The sequence below is a fragment of the Curtobacterium sp. MCBA15_016 genome, from assembly GCF_001865105.1.
Classification (GTDB): domain Bacteria; phylum Actinomycetota; class Actinomycetes; order Actinomycetales; family Microbacteriaceae; genus Curtobacterium.
This window is the reverse complement of the sequence record NZ_MJGR01000028.1, coordinates 58,701-77,930: the sequence shown is the minus strand read 5'-3', so window position 1 is coordinate 77,930 and position 19,230 is coordinate 58,701. Positions and strand designations below refer to the sequence as shown.

Sequence of the window (19,230 nt, the reverse complement as noted above, 5' to 3'; positions counted from 1 at the left end):
CGGTGCCAGCTGGCACCGCGCCTCCAGTCCGTCGTGGGGGCGCGTCCACCGCGACCCGCATGTGAACAGCGGGTGTCGCGAAACTGGCAGACCCATCCGTAAGTCTGTACCCCACCCAAACCGCCTCGCGAAGCCCCCCGAATCGGGGGCATGACCCGAACCGATACCCCCGTTGTGGTGCCATCCGCAACCGGCGCGGTACCCGTCCCTCCGCGCGCGGCCGTCGCGCGCCTGGTGGTGCTCGCGCGGCAACTCGTCTCCTTCGGCAGCATCGGCGCCGTCTGCTTCGTCATCGACCTCGGCGTCTACAACCTCCTCCGCGCGACCGTGATGCCCGACGGGCCCATCGCCGCCAAGATCGTCTCCGCCGTCGTCTCCACGGCCGTGGCCTGGATCGGCAACCGGTTCATCACCTTCCGGGCCGAGCGGCAGACCGGCCGCCGCGAGACCCTCCGCGAGGGGCTCCTCTTCGCCGTCACCAACCTCATCGGTCTCGGCATCGCCGCCGCGTGCCTCTTCGTCTCGCACTACGTCCTCGGTTTCACCTCCACCCTCGCCGACAACGTCGCCGGCAACGGGGTGGGTCTCGTGCTCGGCACCGCGTTCCGGTTCGCCGCGTACAAGGCCCTCGTCTTCCGTTCCACCGACGCTCACGCGAAGGAGCTCGCCGAATGACCATCTCCGCCACGCTGTGGACGGCCGCAGGGCCGCTGCTCCAGCCGAACGAGGGGACGGCTCCGTCGAGCGTCCCGAACCGCGGCACGACCGACGTCCCGACAGGAGGCTCGGGGCAGCTCCCGCAGGCCGCCTGGTCGGTCGGCGAGTGGGTCGGGTACTCGGCCCTCATCGCGATCTCCGTGCTGCTCACGATCATCGCGCTCACCACGCTGTGGTGGATGCTGCACGCCTGGCGCTCGCGCGACGCGCTCAAGTCGACGAGCTTCAGCCAGACCCCGCGCCCGGCGGCGCACCGGTTCACGCTGCTTGTCCCCGGCCGCCACGAGCAGGACGTCATGGGGGAGACGCTCGACATGCTCGCGAAGCAGGACCACCCGGACTTCGAGATCATCGCGATCGTCGGCGAGGACGACCCCGAGACGGACGCCGTCGTGCGTGCCGCCGCGGCCCGGCACCCCGAACTCATCAAGGTGGTCGTCGACGACACCGCGCCGAAGAACAAGCCGAAGGCGATGAACCTCGCGCTCCAGTACGCGACGGGCGACATCGTCGGCGTGTTCGACGCGGAGGACGAGGTCTACCCGCGGCTGCTCTCCCTGGTCGACTCGCGCTTCCAGGAGACCGACGCCGACGTCGTGCAGGGCGGCGTGCAGCTGATGAACTTCAAGTCGAGCTGGTGGTCGCTCCGGAACGTGCTCGAGTACTACTTCTGGTTCCGCTCGCGCCTGCACTTCCACGCCGGGTCGAAGTTCATCCCGCTCGGCGGCAACACCGTCTTCGTGACGAAGGAACGCCTGGACTGGTCGAACGGCTGGGACGCGCACTGCCTCGCCGAGGACTGCGAGCTCGGCGTCCGACTGTCCGCCGACGGCGCCAAGGTCGTCGTCGCCTACAGCCCCGAAGCCGTCACCCGCGAGGAGACCCCGCCCACCTTCGCCTCCCTGCTCAAGCAGCGGACCCGGTGGAACCAGGGCTTCCTGCAGGTGCTCGGCAAGGGGGAGTGGAAGAAGCTCCCGTCGTTCCGCCAGCGGTTCTTCGCCCGCTACATGCTGACGATGCCGTTCATCCAGGCGGCCACCGGGCTGCTCATCCCGCTCAGCGTCCTGATGATCCTGTTCGTCAAGGTGCCGACGGCGATCGCCCTCGTGTCGTTCGTCCCCGTCGCCCCGACGCTCATGCTGCTCGCCGTCGAGGTCGTCGGCCTCAACGAGTTCGGTCGGCTCTACAAGGAGAAGGTCCGGATCCGCGACTACGTGAAGCTCGTGCTCGGCCTCGTGCCGTACCAGATCTTCCTCGCCGCAGCGGCGGTCCGGGCCGTGGTCCGGCACGCCAAGGGGCAGAACGGGTGGGAGAAGACCGAGCACACCGGGCAGCACCGCACGGCCGGGCAGTCGGCCGAGGTCGTCGGCTTCGCGAACGCCGTGACCACCGATCGGGCGGACGACCGCTCGGACGACCGTGAACTCGTCGCGTCGACCACCGGAGGGACCCGATGACCGCCAGCATCACCGACACCACCGGCATCCCGATCCGAGGAGCCGTCGCCCGCCAGCGCTCCGGCGTCGGCGCCTGGTTCCGCCGGCACGCCGCGAGCCTCGGCTGGCTCCTCCCCGTCCTCGCCGTGACGGTCGTCGTGCAGTCGTGGAACATGTCCGGCACGCCCCAGCGGATCGACGACGAGGGCACGTACACCGCCCAGGCCTGGGCGATCACGCACCTCGGCGAGATCACCCACTACACGTACTGGTACGACCACCCGCCGCTGGGCTGGATCCAGATCGCCGGGTACACCTCGCTGACCGGGGCGTTCGCGCGCTACCCGTTCGCCGTCGAGGCCGGGCGCGAGGCGATGGTGTTCTTCGCCGCCGTGTCGAGCATCCTGCTGTTCGTCCTCGCCCGCCGACTCGGCGCCGGCCGTGCCACCGCGGCGGTCGCGGGCCTCGTGTTCGCCCTGTCGCCCCTGGCCCTGCAGTACCACCGCACGGTCTACATCGACAACGTCGCGACGCCGTGGCTCCTCGCCGCGTTCGTCCTCGTGCTCAGCCGTCGCCAGCAGCTCGCCGGCTTCGCGGGTGCCGCTGCGTGCCTCGGCATCGCGGTGCTCTCGAAGGAGACGTACCTGCTCGCCCTGCCGTTCCTCATCTGGATCGCGGTGCGCCGGGCCGACCGGAGCACCCGCCGGTACACGCTCAGCGTCGCCGGGGCCGTGCTCGCCGTGATCGGTGGCGGCTACCTGCTGCTCGCCGCGGTGAAGGGCGAGCTCCTGCCCGGCACCGGTCGGGTCAGCCTCTTCGAGGGCATCACCTACCAGCTCGGTTCCCGGGCGGCCAGCGGATCGGTGTTCGACGCGGGGAGCCTCGCGAACGAGGCCGCCGCGCAGTGGTGGGCACTCGACCCGGTGTTCATCGTGCTCGGCTCGGCCGCAGCGTTCGTCGGGCTGTTCCTCCGCCGGGTGCGCCCGATCGCGGCGATGCTCGTGTTCCTGCTGCTCATGATGTTCCGCCCGAACGGGTACCTGCCCGTGCCGTACGTGATCATGCTCATCCCGTTCGCCGCGCTCCTCGTCGCCTACACCGCCGAACGTGCCGTCCTCACCGTGCTCGGCCGCCTGCGCGGAACCTCGGGGACCGATGCGCGGGCCGTCGTCCGCCGGGGCCTCGGCACCACGTGGGCGGTCGTGACGTCCGCGGCGCTCCTCGTCGCACTCCCGCTCTGGGGGACGCAGCTGCGCGGGTTCGTGCTCGGCAACCTCGACCTGCCGATGCAGCAGGCCGAGCAGTGGGTCGGCGACAACGTCCCGAAGTCCTCGCGGCTGCTCGTGGACGACGCCATGTGGGTCGACCTCGTGCAGGACGGCTTCGCCCGGAACAACGTCATCTGGTACTACAAGCTCGACACCGACGCCGCGGTCGAACGCCAGTCGCCGAACGGCTGGAAGGACTCGGACTACGTCGTCACGACGGACTCCATGCGCACCGGCGGGAACTCGTCGTCGGACATCCGCCAGGCGATCGAGAACTCGACGACCGTCGCCGCGTTCGGCACCGGCAACCAGCGGGTCGACGTCCGACGCATCCACGCCGAAGGGTCGACGGCCGCCGAGGCCGCCATCACCCGCGCGACCGACCTCCGGAAGACGATGGGGACCGAGCTCGCCTCGAACCCGGCGCTCTTCGCCGACGAGGGCACCAAGTCGCAGTTCCGCGCCGGGCAGGTGGACTCGCGGGCGATGATCGCGCTCGGGCAGGTCCTCGCCGACGGGTTCGTCGAGGTCGACCGGTTCACGCCGGTGTCCGGCGAGACCGGGCAGCCCTTCCGCCGGGTCGTCCTGCATGCCCCGGGGAACGCCGAGGCGTCCCGCGTCGAGGCCACCCTCGACGCCATGGCCAGCGGGTTCCGACCCGACTCGGTCGAGCGGGACGGGTCGCGCCTGACCGTCGTCTACGCCCCCGCCGACCCGACCACGACCGCGACGAGCGCCTCGTGACCGCCGTCGCACCCACGCACCAGACCCGAACCACGACCAGAAGGAGCACCACCATGCCCGCACCTCGTCGCACCCTCCTCGTCGGCGCCCTCGCCACGAGCCTCGTCGCCGCAGCCGTCGGCCTCGCGCCGCAAGCAGCGACCGCCGCCACACCCGCCGCCGCCTCGAGCGACCAGGGCTGGCTCCGCGTCGGCCACCTCTCCCCGGACACGAAGGGCGTCGACGTCGAGCTGTCGAGCCTGGCCGGCGGCAAGACGGTCTTCGAGCTCGACGACGTCACCTACGGCCAGGTCAGCCCGTACCAGGAGCTCCCGGTCGGCACCTACGTCCTGTCGATGCGCGCCGCCGACGCCCCCGACTCGACCCCGGTGATCTCCACCGACGTCACGGTCGACAAGGGCGACGCGAGCACCGTCGTCGCCTACGGCAAGAACTCGGGGCTCAAGACGACCGCGTTCACCGACGACCTCCAGCAGCCCGGCGACGGCAAGGCGAAGCTCCGCCTCGTGCAGGCCGCGACCACCGCGAAGTCGGTCGACGTGAGCACCTCCGAGGGGACCGCCGTCGCCGAGGACGCCGCGTTCGGCACCGCCACGAAGTACGCCACCGTCGACGCCGGCAAGTGGACGCTCGACGTCTCGGGCAGCGGGCAGCGGGGCACGGCGAAGGTCGACCTCGCGGGCAACACCGTCTCGACGCTGTTCGTGCTCGACGACAGCAAGGGCGACCTCACGGTCGTACCCGTCACGGACGCGGCAGCCACGGCGTCCACGCCGTCCGGCGGGGTGCAGACCGGTGGTGGCGGCGCGGCCGCCGACCCGGTCGAGCAGGCCACCCACGAGCTGATCGCGACGCTCCGCTCGCTGTTCCGCTGACGCCTGGCCGGAGGCGCGGATCACCCCAGCGGATCCGCCCGCGTGATCCGCGCCTCCAGGCCCACCACCGCACCCAGTCAGGAAGGCAGGCCGCATGACCCGCAGGACCTGGATCCCCGTGACCGCCGCAGCCGCGGTGCTCGTCGCGCTCGGCATCGCGCTCGTCGCGGTGCGCCCGTGGGGCGCCCCGCAACCGGAGGCCGGAGCTGCGTCGACCCCGACGTCCTCGGCGGCGCCGGACGCAGCGCGCTCACCGGAGCAGCTGCGGACGGACTTCCTCGACCGGTACGTGCAGGACGGCCGCGTCGTCCGCACCGACCAGGGCGGCGACACCGTCAGCGAGGGGCAGGCCTACGGACTCCTGATCGCCTACGCGAACGGCGACCGCCGGCGCTTCGGCGAGATCTGGACGTGGACGAAGCGACACCTGCTCACCGACGACCACCTGCTCGCGTGGCGGTGGACGCCGGACGACGGCATCGCCGACGGGCAGTCGGCGAGCGACGCCGACCTCGACGCCGCCAGGGCACTCGTGCTCGCCGGGTCCTCGTGGGACGAGCCCCGGTACACCACGGCGGGGAAGACCATGGCGTCCGCGATCCTCGAGCACGAGACCGCCACGACCGAGCTCGGCACGATCCTGCTGCCCGGGCCGTGGGCCGACTCCGAGCCGTACCGGTACGACGCCTCGTACGCGTCGCCGGCGGCGTACGACGTGCTGGCGAAGGCGACCGGCGACGACCGCTGGGAGGCACTCGGCTCCGGGTCGCGAGCGGTCACGCGGGCCGTGCTCGCCGGGTCCGACCTGCCGAGTGACTGGTCCCAGGTGCACGCCGACGGCACGGTCGACCCGATGCCCGCGACCGGCGGGGACGACCGGGTGCTGTACGGGTACGACGCGATGCGGCTCCCGCTCCGGTACGCCGAGGCCTGCGCCGCGCAGGACCGGTCCCTGGCCGGGTCGATCGCGCCGACGCTCCGGCGGCAGACGCAGCTGGCCGCACAGCTCGACCTCGGCGGCACGGCCGTGACGGGCGACACGAACGCGCTGGCGTACGTGGCGCGGGCCGCGGCGGAGCAGGCCTCCGGGCAGTCGGCAGCGGCGGCGACGGACCTGCGCCGGGCGGACCGGACTGCTGCGACGACGCCGACGTACTACGGGGACGCGTGGGCGGCGCTCGGCGCGACGATGCTCACGTCCGACGTGCTCGGCGGGTGCGCGACGCGTGCCGGGGGTGCCTCGTGAGCGGGCGGCGGCGGGCCGGTGCGCGCGGGGACGCGCCCGAGACTCGGCGGGGCGGACGAGTTCGCGCTGCCGGAGGCCGCGGTGTGTCCGGCGAGCCGAGACTCGGCGCGCGCGGACCGCGGCGGCGCGGCGTCCTCGTCGGGGCCGTCGTGGCCGGGGTGCTCGTGGTGGGCGGGGTCACCGGCGTCGCGGTCGCGGCCACCAACGGGACCGGGGGACCGACGGTGGCCGGGTCGGCCTCGCCGACCGCCGGATCGTCGGGCACTGCGGCACCCGCGGCCGGGAGCGCGACCGACGGCTTCCAGGACCCGGCAGCCCCCGCCGCACGGTCCGACGCCACCCCGGTCCGCGTGACCATCCCCGCCATCGGGGTGTCCTCGTCGCTCGAGGACCTCCACCGCGGCGCCGCCGGCGAACTCGACCCGCCGAAGGACTGGGACAGCGCCGGGTGGTTCAGCGACGGCATCGTCCCGGGTGAGGTCGGCCCCGCCGTCATCGCCGGGCACGTCGACAGCCCCACCGCCGCAGCCGTCTTCTTCCGGCTCGACGAACTGGTCCCCGGTGACGAGGTCCACGTCGCCATGTCCGACGGCTCCACCCGCACCTTCACGGTGGACCGGTCCGAACGGGCGGCGAAGTCGGCGTTCCCCACGAGCGACGTCTACGGCACCGCCCCCACACCCCAGCTGCGCCTCATCACGTGTGACGGCACGTTCGACACGGCCACAGGTCATTACACGGACAATCTGATCGTGTTCGCAGACCTCTCGTCGGACTGACGCAGCGACCGGCCGATATCTTCGATGTCAAGCGCAAGGAGCACCATGAGCACGACACTGGTCATCATCCCGACCTACGACGAGGCGGAGAACGTCCGCCCCATCGTCGAGCGCACCCTGGCGGCCACCGACGCCGACGTGCACGTGCTCGTCGTGGACGACAACTCCCCGGACGGCACCGGCGACATCGCCGACCAGATCGCGCGTGAGACCGACCGGGTGCACGTGATGCACCGCACCGTGAAGGACGGCCTCGGCGGTGCGTACCTCGCCGGGTTCGCCTGGGGCCTCGAGCACGGGTACGACAAGCTCGTCGAGATGGACGCGGACGGCTCCCACCACCCCGAGTACCTGCCCTGGATGATCGAGCTCGCCGACACGAACGACCTCGTCCTCGGCTCGCGCTGGATCAAGGGCGGCGCCGTGGAGAACTGGCCCTGGTACCGCGAACTCCTCTCGCGCGGCGGCAACCTCTACACGCGTCTCGCGCTCGGCATCGCGGTGCGTGACGCGACCGGCGGGTTCCGGGTGTTCACCTCGCGGGCGTTCGAGCGCATCGACCTCGCCGGCGTGGCCTCGAAGGGCTACTGCTTCCAGGTCGACCTCTGCTGGCGCGCGCTCGAGGCCGGTCTGCGCGTCGTCGAGACCCCGATCACGTTCACCGAGCGGGAGTTCGGCGTCTCGAAGATGAGCGGCAACATCGTCCGCGAGAGCCTCACGCTCGTCACGAAGTGGGGCATCGACCGTCGCATCCGTGAGGCCCGGTCCCTCGTCAAGGACCACCGCCGACTCCCGTCGGTGCGGGCGAACGCGCACGCGGTCGCCGACCACGCGGCCTGACGGGCTGCTGACGGGCTTCCCGGAGGCGCGGTGCCGGCTGGCACCGCGCCTCCAGTCCGTCTGTGGTCGCGTCGCGTCGGTGGTCGTGGCGCGTCCGCGTGGCGCGTCCGCGTGGCGCGAAAGCGACTCCGTGCGGATCCGTCCGCCGTCCGTGGCGGCACAGCGACAGGTCCCCGGACTGCGATGGCGGGTGCCTGTCGCTTTCGCGGAGGCGCCCGTCGAGGGGCGAGGCAGGCCCCGCGAGGAGTGCGGGCCGGCGAGGAGTGCGGGCGGGCAGACGAACGGCCCGCGGCGGGGTCGCCACGGGCCGTTCGGTTCGCGCTGGTCGGCTTCGCGCTGGTCGGCTTCGGGCTGCCCAGCTTCGTGCTGGTCAGCGCAGGACGACGACACCCCGCCCCGCGAAGCGGACGCAGTCCGTCGCGACGTCGGCCTCGCCGAAGCGGTAGAGCTCCTCGCCGGTGGCGCCGGGGACGGGCACCTCGGCCGCGTCGTCGAGGAAGTTCACCACGACGTGCACCGGCCGGGCGTCCGGGCCGAGCAACCCGCGCGTGAGCACGAGCCAGCGCCGGTCCTCGCTGCAGCGCACGGCGTTCGCCTCGTACCGCTGGTCGACGAAGGCCTGGTCGGTCCGCCGTAGGGCGACGAGCACGCGGTAGGCCCGGAGGATCGCCGCACCCCGCTCGGAATCGACGTCCGACCAGTCGAGCTTCGAGTTCGTGAACGTCGTCGGGTCCTGTGGGTCCGGCACGGCCGACTCGTCCCAGCCGTGCTCGGCGAACTCCTTGATGCGACCCTCGGCCGTGGCCTTGCCGAGCTCCGGTTCGGGGTGCGACGTGAAGAACTGCCACGGGGTCGAGGCGGCGAACTCCTCGCCCATGAAGAGCATCGGCGTGAACGGACCGAGCAGCGTCAGGGCCGCGGCGATCACGAGACCCTCGTCGCTCACGGTCGCCGCGAGACGGTCGCCCGCGGCACGGTTGCCGATCTGGTCGTGGTTCTGGTTCGCGACGACGAGGGCCGTCGTCGGCGAGGTCCCGCGGTCGATCGGTCGCCCGTGCCGCTTCCCCCGGAACGACGACCACGTGCCGTCGTGGAAGAACCCGTGCTCGAGGACCTTCGCCAGCGCCGAGAGCGGTGCGAAGTCGGCGTAGTAGCCGTTCGTCTCACCCGTCAGCGCGACGTGGACCGCGTGGTGGAAGTCGTCCGACCACTGCCCGGCGAGGCCGTAGCCCGAGGCCTCCTGCGGGCGGAACATGATCGGGTCGTTGAGGTCGGACTCCGCGATGAGCGAGAGCGGCCGCCCGACGAAGGCGGAGTACGCGTCCGTCTCGGAGGCCATCGCCTGCAGCACGTGCGGGCGGGTGGTGTCCCGCAGGGCGTGCACGGCGTCGAGCCGGAGCCCGTCGACGTGGTGGTCGCGGAACCACATCCGGACGTTGTCGAGCACGTACCGACGGACCTCGTGGTGTTCGACGTTCACCGAGTCGCCCCAGGTGTTGCCGAGCCCCTGCAGCAGGTACGGCCCGTACAGCGGCAGGTAGTTGCCGCTCGGCCCGAGGTGGTTGTACACGACGTCCTGGATGACCCCGAGGCCGAGTGCGTGCGCACGGTCGACGAAGCGGTCGTACGCGTCCGGGCCGCCGTACGGGGCGTGCACCGCGAACCAGCCGACGCCGTCGTAGCCCCAGTTCCACTCGCCGTTCACCGCGTTGACGGGCAGGAGCTCGACGAACTCCACGCCGAGCTCGACGAGGTGGTCGAGCTTCGCGGCCGCAGCGTCGAGCGTGCCCTCGGGCGTGTAGGTGCCGACGTGCATCTCGTAGATCACGCCGCCGCGTGCCGGACGCCCGGTCCACGCGTCGTCCGTCCACGAGAACCGTGCGGGGTCGACGACCTCGGACGGGCCGTGCACCCCCTCGGGCTGGAAGCGGCTGCGCGGATCGGGCCGCACCGCGTCGTCGTCGCCGATGCGGAAGCCGTAGCGGGCTCCGACGACGGGGACGATCGCGTCGGTCGTCCACCAGTCGTCGGTGCCGCGGGTCAGCGGGTACTCGGTGCCGTCGACCACGAGGCGCACGCGCTCCGGTGTCGGCGCCCAGACGGCGTAGCGGTCGGGTGCGGTCATGCGTGACCCTCCAGGATGTCGATCTCGGCCTGCGCGTCGGACTCACCGGCAGAGCCGGAGCCGCTGTCGGCGGGCGCCCCGCTGTCGGCGTGGGTCTCCGTGCCGTGGTCCGTCGCCTCGGCCACGTGCGCCGGCACGAGCAGTGCGACGGGGTAGTCGGTGAGCAGTTCGGCGAGAGCGATGCCCCGGCCGGCCGGCACGCTGCGGCCGGTGAGCAGGTCCACGCGGTCCTGGGGCACGGCGTGCACGAGGGTGTCGCCCCATCCGCCGACCCGCTCGAGCCCGATCGGCAGGCGCGTCGCGATCGTGACCGCGCCCCCACGGTCGAACGCGATCACGTGGTCCGCCGCGCTGCCGGTCGCCTCGAGCGCGAGGTACCGGGTGAAGAGCTCCGGGTGGTCGCGCCGCACACGGAGCGCACGACTCGTCACCAGGAGCTTCGCCGCACCGTCGAGCCCGACGTCGGGGAGCCGTTCGGGGCCGTCGTCGTCCGGGCCGTCGAGTTCGGCCAGGACGTGCCGACGCTCGGTGTAGTCCACCGGCCGACGGTTGTCCGGGTCGACGAGCGAGCGGTCCCAGAACTCGGTGCCCTGGTAGACGTCCGGCACCCCGGGTGCGGTGAGCTGCACGAGCTTCTGTCCGAGCCCGTTCGACCACCCGGCGGCGTCGATCCGTTCGTCGAGCGCATCGAGCACGGCGACCACGGCCGGGTCGTCGAACGCGGCGTCGACGAGCGCGTGCATGCGGCGTTCGAAGTCCTCGTCCGGAGCCGTCCACGTGGTGCTGTCGCCGGCTTCGCGCGAGGCCTTCTCGGCGTAGGCGTGGAGGCGTTCTCGGCTGGCCGGGCGCGCGCCGACGATCGCCTGCCAGAGCAGGTCGGCCAACACGGCGTCCTCGAGCGGGGCGAGGGACTGCAGGCGTTCGAGCGTCGACGCCCACTCGTGCCCGAGCTCGGCGAGCACGGCGATGCGCGCGCGGGTGTCCTCGCTGCGCTTGGTGTCGTGCGTCGTGAGGGTCGTCATCGTGTGCGGCCAGCTGCCGAGCCGGTCGCGCTGCGCCTGGTGGAAGGCACGGACCGACACCGAGAACACGCTCGGGTCGCCGCCGACCTCGCTCAGGGACGTCAGGCGGGAGGTCCGGTAGAACGCGGTGTCCTCGACGCCCTTCGCCATCACCATGCCGCTCGTCTGCTGGAGGCGGATCGCGGCGGCGTTCGCGGGGTCGACCAGCGCCGGGGCGATCCGGTCGATGACGTCGTCGAGGTCCGGCCGCGCCGAGGCCGCACCTTCGAGAGCGTCGATGAGGTGGTGCGCGCCCTCGGGCAGGTACGTTCGGTACACGTCGAACGAGGCGACGATCTCGGCGACCGCGTCGACGATCCGCTCGTGGGGGAGCGGTGCGGACGCGGCGCTGCCGGTGCCGGGGCCGAGCAGCCGCGCGAGCCGCTCGACCTCGCTGCCGAGGATGCCGTCCGCGATGCCGCGACGGGTGTCGTGCGTCAGCTGTTGCCAGTCGGTCGGTTCGGCCCCGGACGCCGCGGTCAGCGAGTCCTCGCCGGCGGGGTCGACGAACACCCGGTCGAGCACGCCGAGGGCGTCGTAGCCGGTGGTGCCGTCGACCGGCCAGCTCGCGGGGAGTTCCTCGCCCGGCTCGAGGATCTTCTCGACGAGCGTGTAGGCGCCGTCGGTGAGCGCCGCGAGGTCCTGCAGGTAGCCAGCGGGGTCGTACAGCCCGTCGGGGTGGTCGATGCGGAGTCCGTCGACGAGGCCGTCGCGGAACCACGCGCCGATCGTGCCGTGGGATGCCGCGAAGACCTCGGGTTCCTCGACCCGGATCGCCGCGAGCGTGTTCACCGCGAAGAACCGCCGGTAGTTCAGCTCGTGGTCGGCGCGCTTCCAGTGCACGAACTCGTAGTGCTGCCGGGCGTGGACGTCGGCCACCGAGTCGCCGTCGTGCACCGTGCCCGGAGCGGTCGGGTAGGCCGTGTCGCCCAGGTACAGCCGGCCGTCACGAAGGTCGACCGCGTCGAGCAGCCGGTCGTCGAGCACCGGGACGCGGAGCTTGCCGTCCCCGGCGTCCCAGTCGACGTCGAAGGCCCAGGCGACGGGGGACCCCTGGCCGTGCTCGAGCAGGGACCACCACCACGGGTTCACCTCGGGCGTGGCCACCCCGACGTGGTTCGGCACGACGTCCACCAGGACGCCGAGTCCCACGGCGTGCGCGGCGTCGGCGAGCGCACGGAGCGCGTCGTCACCGCCCCGCTCGGTGTCGACGTGGCCGTGGTCGACGACGTCGTAGCCGTGCTGGGACCCGGGCTCGGCCTGCAGCACCGGGGAGAGGTAGAGCCAGTCCGCGCCGAGGTCGCGCACGTAGTCGACGACGTCGCGTGCGGCCGACAGGTCGAAGTCCGGCGTGATCTGCAGCCGGTACGTCGAGATCGGGACGCGCCGGGCGGTCACTGCTGGCCGCCGCTCGTGGCGGAGGGAGCCGTGGCGCCGGCGGGGTTCACCGGTGTGACGGCGTCCTGCGGTGCCGCCGTGGCCGGTCGTGACGAGTCGGTGTCCACCGGGGTCACCGTGACCTCGTGGTCGGGCTCGGCCCGGAGCACGATCATCGAGCGTGCCGGAACGTCGAGCGGCGTGCCGGCGTCGAGGACCTCGTCACGCGCACCCGGTTCGGCGGTGTCGATCCGCACCGTCCAGCCCGGCGAGTACTCCTCGGGGGGCAGTGTGAACGTCACGGTGTCGTCGTGCGCGTTGAAGTACGTGATGAAGGCGACGTCGGTGACACGCTCGCCGCGGGAGTCGCGCCCGCGGATCCCGTTGCCGTTCAGGTACATGCCGACGCTCTTGCCGAAGCCGGAGTCCCAGTCCTCGGGTTCCATGGCGTCGCCGGAGGGCGTGAGCCACACGACGTCCGGCAGCGGCTCGTCCTGCCCGCGGCGGACCGGACGCCCGTTGAAGTACCGCGTGCGGCGGAACGTCGGGTGGTCGTGCCGGAGCTTCACGACGTCGGCCGTGAACTGGATGAGGTCGTCGTCGGCGGCGTCCCAGTCGATCCAGCTCAGCGCGGAGTCCTGGGCGTACACGTTGTTGTTGCCGGACTGCGTGCGCCCGAGCTCGTCGCCGTGGGCGATCATCGGGACGCCCTGGCTGAGCAGCAGCGTCGCGAGGAAGTTCCGTCGGCGCTGCAGCCGCAGGGCGTTGATCGACTCGTCGTCGGTCGGGCCCTCGGCGCCGGAGTTCCACGACCGGTTGTGGCTCTCGCCGTCGTTGTTGTCCTCGCCGTTGGCCGCGTTGTGCTTCTCGTTGTAGGCGACGAGGTCGTACAGCGTGAAGCCGTCGTGCGCCGTGATGAAGTTGATGCTCGCCTTGGGCGTGCGGCCGTCGTGCTCGTAGAGGTCGGCCGAGCCGGAGATCCGCGATGCGAACTCACCGAGGGTGGAGGGCTCTCCCCGCCAGAAGTCGCGGACGGTGTCGCGGTACTTGCCGTTCCACTCGGACCACTGCGGCGGGAAGTTGCCGACCTGGTAGCCACCGGGGCCGACGTCCCACGGCTCGGCGATGAGCTTCACCTGGGACACGATCGGGTCCTGCTGGACCAGTTCGAAGAACGCCGCCAGCCGGTCCACCTCGTAGAACTCACGCGCCAGGGCGGCCGCGAGGTCGAAGCGGAAGCCGTCGACGTGCATCTCGGTGACCCAGTACCGCAGCGAGTCCATGATGAGCTGCAGCGAGTGCGGGTGCCCGACGTTGAGCGAGTTGCCCGTGCCCGTGGTGTCCATGTAGTACCGCTTGTCGTCCTCGACGAGGCGGTAGTAGGCGGCGTTGTCGATCCCGCGGAAGGACAGCGTCGGTCCGAGGTGGTTCCCCTCGGCCGTGTGGTTGTACACCACGTCGAGGACGACCTCGATGCCGGCACGGTGCAGTTCGCGGACCATCGCCTTGAACTCCTGCACCTGCTGTCCGTGGTCGCCCGAGGACGAGTAGTGCGAGTGCGGCGCGAAGAACCCGATCGTGTTGTAGCCCCAGTAGTTCGACAGCCCCTTGTCCTGCAGGGTCGAGTCGTTGACGAACTGGTGCACGGGCATGAGTTCGAGCGTGGTGACGCCGAGCCGCTGCAGGTGCGCGATCACGGCCGGGTGCGCGACCCCCGCGTACGTCCCCCGCTGTTCCTCGGGCACGTCGGGGTGCGTCTCGGTGAGGCCCTTGACGTGCGCCTCGTAGATCACCGTCTCGCCGTAGGGGATCCGAGGAGCCCGGTCGCCCTGCCAGTCGAAGAACGGGTTGATGACGACGCCCTTCATCATGTGGGGCGCCGAGTCCTGGTCGTCGGTCGAGTCCGGGTCGCCGAACGTGTACGAGAAGAGCGCCTGGTCCCAGTCGATGTCCCCGCTGGTCGCCTTGGCGTACGGGTCGAGGAGCAGCTTGTTCGCGTTGGCGCGGAGCCCCTTCTCGGGGGCGTACTCGCCGTGCACCCGGAAGCCGTACTGCTGGCCGGGGCCGACGTTCGGGAGGTAGGCGTGCCAGACGTACGCATCGACCTCGACGAGGTCGATGCGCTGTTCGTTCCCGTCGTCGTCGAAGAGACAGAGTTCCACGCGTTCGGCGACCTCGCTGAAGAGGGCGAAGTTCGTGCCGCTCCCGTCGTAGGTCGCCCCGAGCGGGTACGGGTTGCCGGGCCAGGTGTGCAAACGGTCCTCCAGGTGTGGGTCCCGCCAACATATCGGCGGGAGCCGACCGCGTCCGCAGACAAGCTCCGGCCGTGGACGGGTGCGCGGGCAGCTCTGCCTGTGGAGGAACGGGCGAGTAGCGTCGCGCGCATGGCCAACATCGTCACGCAGATCGCAGAGAAGGTACGCCCCGTCGGCGTGTCCACGAACTACGGGGAGCCGGTCGAGGTCGGCGACCAGACCCTCATCCCGGTGTCCCTCGGCTGGTTCGGCTTCGGTGGGGGCGGGGACGGCGACGACAACGGTGGCGGAGGCGGCGGTGCCGTCTCCATCCCGATCGGCGCCTACGTCCGACGCCCCGGCAAGGACCTCGAGTTCGAGCCGAACCTGATCTCCCTCCTCGCGGTGAGCGTCCCGGTCATCTGGGTGACCGGCACCGTCCTGCGGAAGCTGGTCCGCGTCCTGAAGAAGTGACCCACTGACGGACCTGGAGGCGCGGTGCGGCCCCGCCCCGCGCCTCCAGGACGTGCGATCCGTCACCGGGTCGCGACCACGTCTACAATGGCGGGACACACACGGGAGTCCGGGATCGCCGGGCTGAGAGGGAGCGAGTGGCGCTCCGACCGTCGAACCTGATCCGGATCATGCCGGCGCAGGGAGGAGTCCAGGGCCATGTCCACGAGCACGCACACTGCTGTTCCGTCCACCCCCGTCAGGCGCTCGCTGCGCTGGCGGGTCGTCGACATCGTCGTCGCGAGCGTCCTCGCCGTGGCGATCGGTGTCGTCTTCAAGCTCTGGGAGTTCGGCTACGAGCCGATCAGCGCCGTCGCCGCGCTCGTGCTCCCCGGCACGCAGGCGCTCTTCGGCGGGGTGTGGCTGCTCGCCGGGCCCGTCGTCGCGATCATCGTCCGGAAGCCCGGAGCGGCCCTCTACGCCGAGATGGTTGCCGCCTCGGTCGAGGCGCTCCTCGGCACGCAGTGGGGCTGGCTGACGCTCGAGGCCGGCCTCGTGCAGGGCCTCGGCGCCGAGCTGGTGCTCGCGCTCTTCCTGTACCGCGTGTACCGCCTGCCGGTGGTCGTGCTCGCCGGTGCGGCGGCCGGGCTGGCGCTCGGGCTGAACGACACGGTGCTCTGGTACCCCGGACTCGACCTGGCCTTCAAGGTCGTCTACGTCGTCTCGGCGATCGTCTCCGGTGCGCTGATCGCGGGCGTCGGCTCGTGGTTCCTCGTCCGAGCGCTCGCCGCGACCGGCGTCCTGTCGTCGTTCGCGGCGGGCCGTGAGCACTCCAGACGCGGTCCTCGCACCGTCGCGTGACCGTGCCAGCCGCGCGGATCACCTTCTCCGACTGGGGCTGGCGGTACGCGGAACGTGACGCCTGGGCCGTCCGGGGCGTCGACCTGACCGTCGAGCCGGGGGAGCGGGTCGCGATCGTCGGCCCCTCGGGCGCCGGCAAGTCGACGCTGCTGCGGGCGGTCGCGGGCGTGCTCCCGGACGAGCCGGACGCCACCGACGACACCGCGGCCTCCGTCCAGGGTTCGGTCCTCGTCGACGGTGCCGAACCGCGCGCGGTCCGCGGGCGCGTCGGCCTCGTCATGCAGGACCCCGAGGCGCACACGGTGATGTCCCGCGTCGGCGACGACGTGGCGTTCGGCTGCGAGAACGCCGGCGTCCCGCGGGACGAGATCTGGCAGCGCGTCCGGTCGGCCCTCGACGTCGTCGGGCTCGACCTGCCGCTCGACCGGTCCACCACGATGCTCTCCGGCGGGCAGCGGCAGCGGTTGGCGCTCGCGGGCGTGCTCGCCATGCGCCCGGGTGTCCTCGTGCTCGACGAGCCCTGCGCGAACCTCGACCCCTCCGGGGTGGTGCAGGTGCACGACGCCGTGCGGGCGCTGCTCGACGAGACCGGGTGTTCACTGCTCGTCGTCGAGCACCGCATCGGGACCTGGCTGGACCTGGTCGACCGACTCGTGCTGCTGGAGCCGGCCGGGGGTGTCGTCGCGGACGGTGCGCCTGCGGACGTGCTCGCCGAGCACGGTCCGGCATTGACCGCCGCCGGCGTCTGGGTGCCCGGGTCCGAGCCCGAACAGGGTTCCGCGCGCCGGGGTACCCGCTTGTCTCCGCGAGCGGGCGGGATGCACGGGGCCGACAACGGGGGACCGGACGGAATCCGCCCGCTCGGCGACGCGGGACCGCGAGTGGGCGGAATGCACAGGGCCGACAACGGGGGACCGGACGGAATCAGCCCGCTCGGCGATCGGGACCCGGTGCTGCTCGCGGCGCGGGGGCTCGGGACCGCCCGGGGAAGGCGGCAGTCGGTCGGGAGCGGGATCGACCTCGACGTCCGGGCCGGACGGGTCCTCGCGGTCACCGGGCCGAACGGCATCGGCAAGTCGACGCTCGGCCTCACGCTCGCCGGGCTCCTGCGCCCCGCAGCGGGGTCCCTCCGCGCGGGCACGGCACTCGCCGACGGCATCGGTGACGCCCCCGCCGCGTGGACGAGCAGGCAGCTGGCCGGTCGGATCGGCACGGTCTTCCAGGACCCGGAGCACCAGTTCGTCGCCCGCACCGTGCGCGAGGAGCTGGCCGTCGGCCCCCGCGCCCTCGGAGCGGCTGACGTCGATGCCCGGGTCGACGAGCTCCTCGACGCGTTCGGCCTCGCGCACCTCGCCGACGCCAACCCCTTCACGCTGTCCGGCGGCGAGCAGCGGCGGTTGGCGATCGGGACGGTCATCGCCTCCCGGCCGCCCGTCGTCGTGCTCGACGAGCCGACGTCCGGTCAGGACCGGGCGACCTGGCAGGCCGTGGTGGACCGGCTCGGCGAACTCGCCGACTCCGGCACCGCGATCGTCGCCGTGACGCACGACCGTGACCTCGTCCGCGCGCTCGATGCGGACCAGATCGTGCTCGGGGCGACAGGGACGACGAGGGCGACAGGCGCGACGGGGGCGACGACCGTCGGGCCGCCCGCCGACCTGCGCGACCCGGCCACGGAGGTGCAACCGTGACCGCGCACCACGCCGCGGCCGGTCTGCCCGGACGAGCCGCGCCTCCTGGACCACCCGACGGCACCACGCGTGCACGCGGCGTCCGAGGCGTCCAGCCGGTGGCCTCGCTGCTGGGCGTCCTCGCGCTCGGCGTGTGCCTGGTGCTCAGCCTCGACGTCGTGTCCGCGGCGGTCGCGCTCGGTCTCGAACTCCTGCTCCTGCCGCTCCTGCGGATCCCGCCCCGCACTCTGCTGCTGCGGACCTCGCCGGTCCTGGTCGCGGTGCCGCTGACCGCGCTGAGCATCGCGTTGTACGGGCGGCCGTCCGGGCGGTCCTGGTTCGACCTCGGGTTCGCGCACGTCACCGACGGGTCGCTCGCACTCGCGCTGGCGACGGCGCTCCGTGTCCTGGCGATCGGGCTGCCGGCGGTGGCGTTGTTCGTGCGGGTGGACCCGACCGACCTCGCGGACGGGCTCGCGCAGCTCCTGCGGCTGCCGGCACGGTTCGTGCTCGGGGCACTCGCGGCGATCCGGATGATGACGCTCCTCGGGGACGACTGGCGACAGCTCGGCATGGCTCGCCGGGCCCGCGGCGTCGCGGACACCGGACGGCTGCGGCGCGGCGCGTCGATGGCGTTCGCGCTGCTCGTGCTGGCGCTGCGGCGGGCGACGACGCTGGCGGTGGCGATGGAGTCGCGGGGGTTCGGCGCTCCCGGGCGGCGGACGTGGGCGCGGAGTGTGCGGTTCGCGGGGCCGGAGTGGGCGATGGTCGGCGTGCTCGTCGGGATCGGTGTCGTGTCGATCGCGGTGGCCGTGGGCGCGGGGACGTGGCGTGCCTGAGGGGGAACCCGACGTGGGCGGCGCGCGCGGCGCCGACGGCACGGCCGGTCCCGACGACTCGCTCGTCGAGGGACTCGCCGCCGCGGCCGCCGGGGTCGCGGCCGCCTCCGGAACGCGACTCGTCGTGCTCGTCGACGGCAGGTCGGGCACGGGCAAGACGACGCTCGGCGATTCCCTGGCGGAGCGGCTCGGCGCGCAGGTCGTCCACCTCGACGACGTCTACCCGGGATGGGACGGGTTGCAGGCGGCCGCGGAGGCCGTGGTGACCGACGTCCTCGGGGAACGCTCCGGCTACCGACGGTGGGACTGGGCGACCTCGTGCCCGGCGGAGTGGGCCGCCGTCGACCCCGGGCAGCCGATCGTGGTCGAGGGGTGCGGTGCGCTGTCCCGGGACTCGGCGCCGCTCGCGTCGTTGCGGGTGTGGCTCGAGGCCGACGACGACACCCGGTGGGAGCGGGCGATCGGGCGTGACGGCGAGTCCTTCGCGCGGGAGTGGGACCGGTGGGCGGCGCAGGAGGCGGCGTTCATCGCTGCGGAGCGGCCGGCGGAGCTGGCGGACGTGGTGCTGCGGACGTAGGGCGCGGCGCGTGCGGGGCGGCGCGGGCGCGCGGCCCGGCGCCCGGCGCGGGGCCCGGCGCCCGGCGCGGCGCCCGGCCCGGCGCGGGCGGAGGCCGAGTTCACGCGCTGGGCGACACTTCACGCCCG

Annotated in this window: 15 protein-coding genes and 1 riboswitch; of the genes, 12 read left to right on the top strand and 3 right to left on the bottom strand. The window is 72.5% G+C overall.

Features of this window, described 5'->3' with window-relative positions; genetic code table 11:
- The first annotated feature begins 177 nt into the window (after positions 1-177).
- From BIV03_RS12470 to BIV03_RS12440, 7 genes are all read left to right on the top strand, one after another.
- Complete coding sequence (locus BIV03_RS12470) at positions 178-675, top strand: GtrA family protein (RefSeq protein ID WP_071295941.1); 498 nt, start codon at positions 178-180, stop codon at positions 673-675.
- Positions 672-2,174 carry a glycosyltransferase gene (locus BIV03_RS12465; protein ID WP_071295931.1) on the top strand — a complete coding sequence of 501 codons (1,503 nt, stop codon included), beginning with the start codon at positions 672-674 and terminating at the stop codon, positions 2,172-2,174. The genes BIV03_RS12470 and BIV03_RS12465 overlap by 4 nt, the downstream gene beginning before the upstream one ends.
- Positions 2,171-4,165, top strand: a complete 1,995-nt coding sequence (locus BIV03_RS12460) for a glycosyltransferase family 39 protein (protein WP_071295930.1) — start codon at positions 2,171-2,173, stop codon at positions 4,163-4,165. The genes BIV03_RS12465 and BIV03_RS12460 overlap by 4 nt, the downstream gene beginning before the upstream one ends.
- A gap of 53 nt (positions 4,166-4,218) precedes the next feature.
- On the top strand, positions 4,219-5,040 hold the full coding sequence (locus BIV03_RS12455) for a DUF4397 domain-containing protein (RefSeq protein WP_083403407.1): 822 nt from the start codon (positions 4,219-4,221) through the stop codon (positions 5,038-5,040).
- 94 nt (positions 5,041-5,134) lie between these two features.
- Positions 5,135-6,286, top strand: coding sequence for a glycosyl hydrolase family 8 (locus BIV03_RS12450; protein WP_071295929.1), 1,152 nt, complete (start codon positions 5,135-5,137; stop codon positions 6,284-6,286).
- A 149-nt stretch (positions 6,287-6,435) separates the two neighbouring features.
- Complete coding sequence (locus BIV03_RS12445) at positions 6,436-7,065, top strand: class F sortase (protein ID WP_217637384.1); 630 nt, start codon at positions 6,436-6,438, stop codon at positions 7,063-7,065.
- A 45-nt stretch (positions 7,066-7,110) separates the two neighbouring features.
- A complete protein-coding gene (locus tag BIV03_RS12440; protein WP_071295927.1) occupies positions 7,111-7,905 on the top strand; it encodes a polyprenol monophosphomannose synthase in 795 nt (264 codons plus the stop codon).
- A gap of 370 nt (positions 7,906-8,275) precedes the next feature.
- Here the strand turns inward: BIV03_RS12440 and treZ are convergent, their stop codons facing one another.
- From treZ to glgX, 3 genes are read right to left on the bottom strand one after another with little or no spacing between them, the layout of a single operon-like run.
- Positions 8,276-10,030 (bottom strand): malto-oligosyltrehalose trehalohydrolase, encoded by a 1,755-nt coding sequence (gene treZ / locus BIV03_RS12435; protein ID WP_071295926.1) that lies wholly within the window; start codon positions 10,028-10,030, stop codon positions 8,276-8,278.
- Entirely contained in the window at positions 10,027-12,489 is a 2,463-nt protein-coding gene (treY, locus tag BIV03_RS12430) for a malto-oligosyltrehalose synthase (RefSeq protein WP_071295925.1), read from the bottom strand. The genes treZ and treY overlap by 4 nt, the downstream gene beginning before the upstream one ends.
- Positions 12,486-14,723, bottom strand: a complete 2,238-nt coding sequence (gene glgX / locus BIV03_RS12425; protein WP_071295924.1) for a glycogen debranching protein GlgX — start codon at positions 14,721-14,723, stop codon at positions 12,486-12,488. Before glgX ends, treY begins: the two co-directional genes overlap by 4 nt.
- 129 nt (positions 14,724-14,852) lie before the next feature.
- On the opposite strand from glgX, the gene BIV03_RS12420 reads away from it, so the two are divergent.
- From BIV03_RS12420 to BIV03_RS12400, 5 genes are all read left to right on the top strand, one after another.
- A complete protein-coding gene (locus BIV03_RS12420; RefSeq protein WP_070416624.1) occupies positions 14,853-15,176 on the top strand; it encodes a hypothetical protein in 324 nt (107 codons plus the stop codon).
- A 92-nt stretch (positions 15,177-15,268) separates the two neighbouring features.
- Positions 15,269-15,378: riboswitch (TPP riboswitch) on the top strand.
- Complete coding sequence (locus BIV03_RS12415; RefSeq protein WP_070416623.1) at positions 15,375-16,016, top strand: ECF transporter S component; 642 nt, start codon at positions 15,375-15,377, stop codon at positions 16,014-16,016. Its footprint overlaps the riboswitch before it by 4 nt.
- Positions 16,013-17,707, top strand: a complete 1,695-nt coding sequence (locus BIV03_RS12410) for an ABC transporter ATP-binding protein (protein WP_071295923.1) — start codon at positions 16,013-16,015, stop codon at positions 17,705-17,707. Before BIV03_RS12415 ends, BIV03_RS12410 begins: the two co-directional genes overlap by 4 nt.
- On the top strand, positions 17,704-18,525 hold the full coding sequence (locus tag BIV03_RS12405; RefSeq protein ID WP_254790881.1) for an energy-coupling factor transporter transmembrane protein EcfT: 822 nt from the start codon (positions 17,704-17,706) through the stop codon (positions 18,523-18,525). Before BIV03_RS12410 ends, BIV03_RS12405 begins: the two co-directional genes overlap by 4 nt.
- Complete coding sequence (locus BIV03_RS12400; protein WP_254790879.1) at positions 18,518-19,102, top strand: AAA family ATPase; 585 nt, start codon at positions 18,518-18,520, stop codon at positions 19,100-19,102. Before BIV03_RS12405 ends, BIV03_RS12400 begins: the two co-directional genes overlap by 8 nt.
- Positions 19,103-19,230 lie beyond the last annotated feature (128 nt).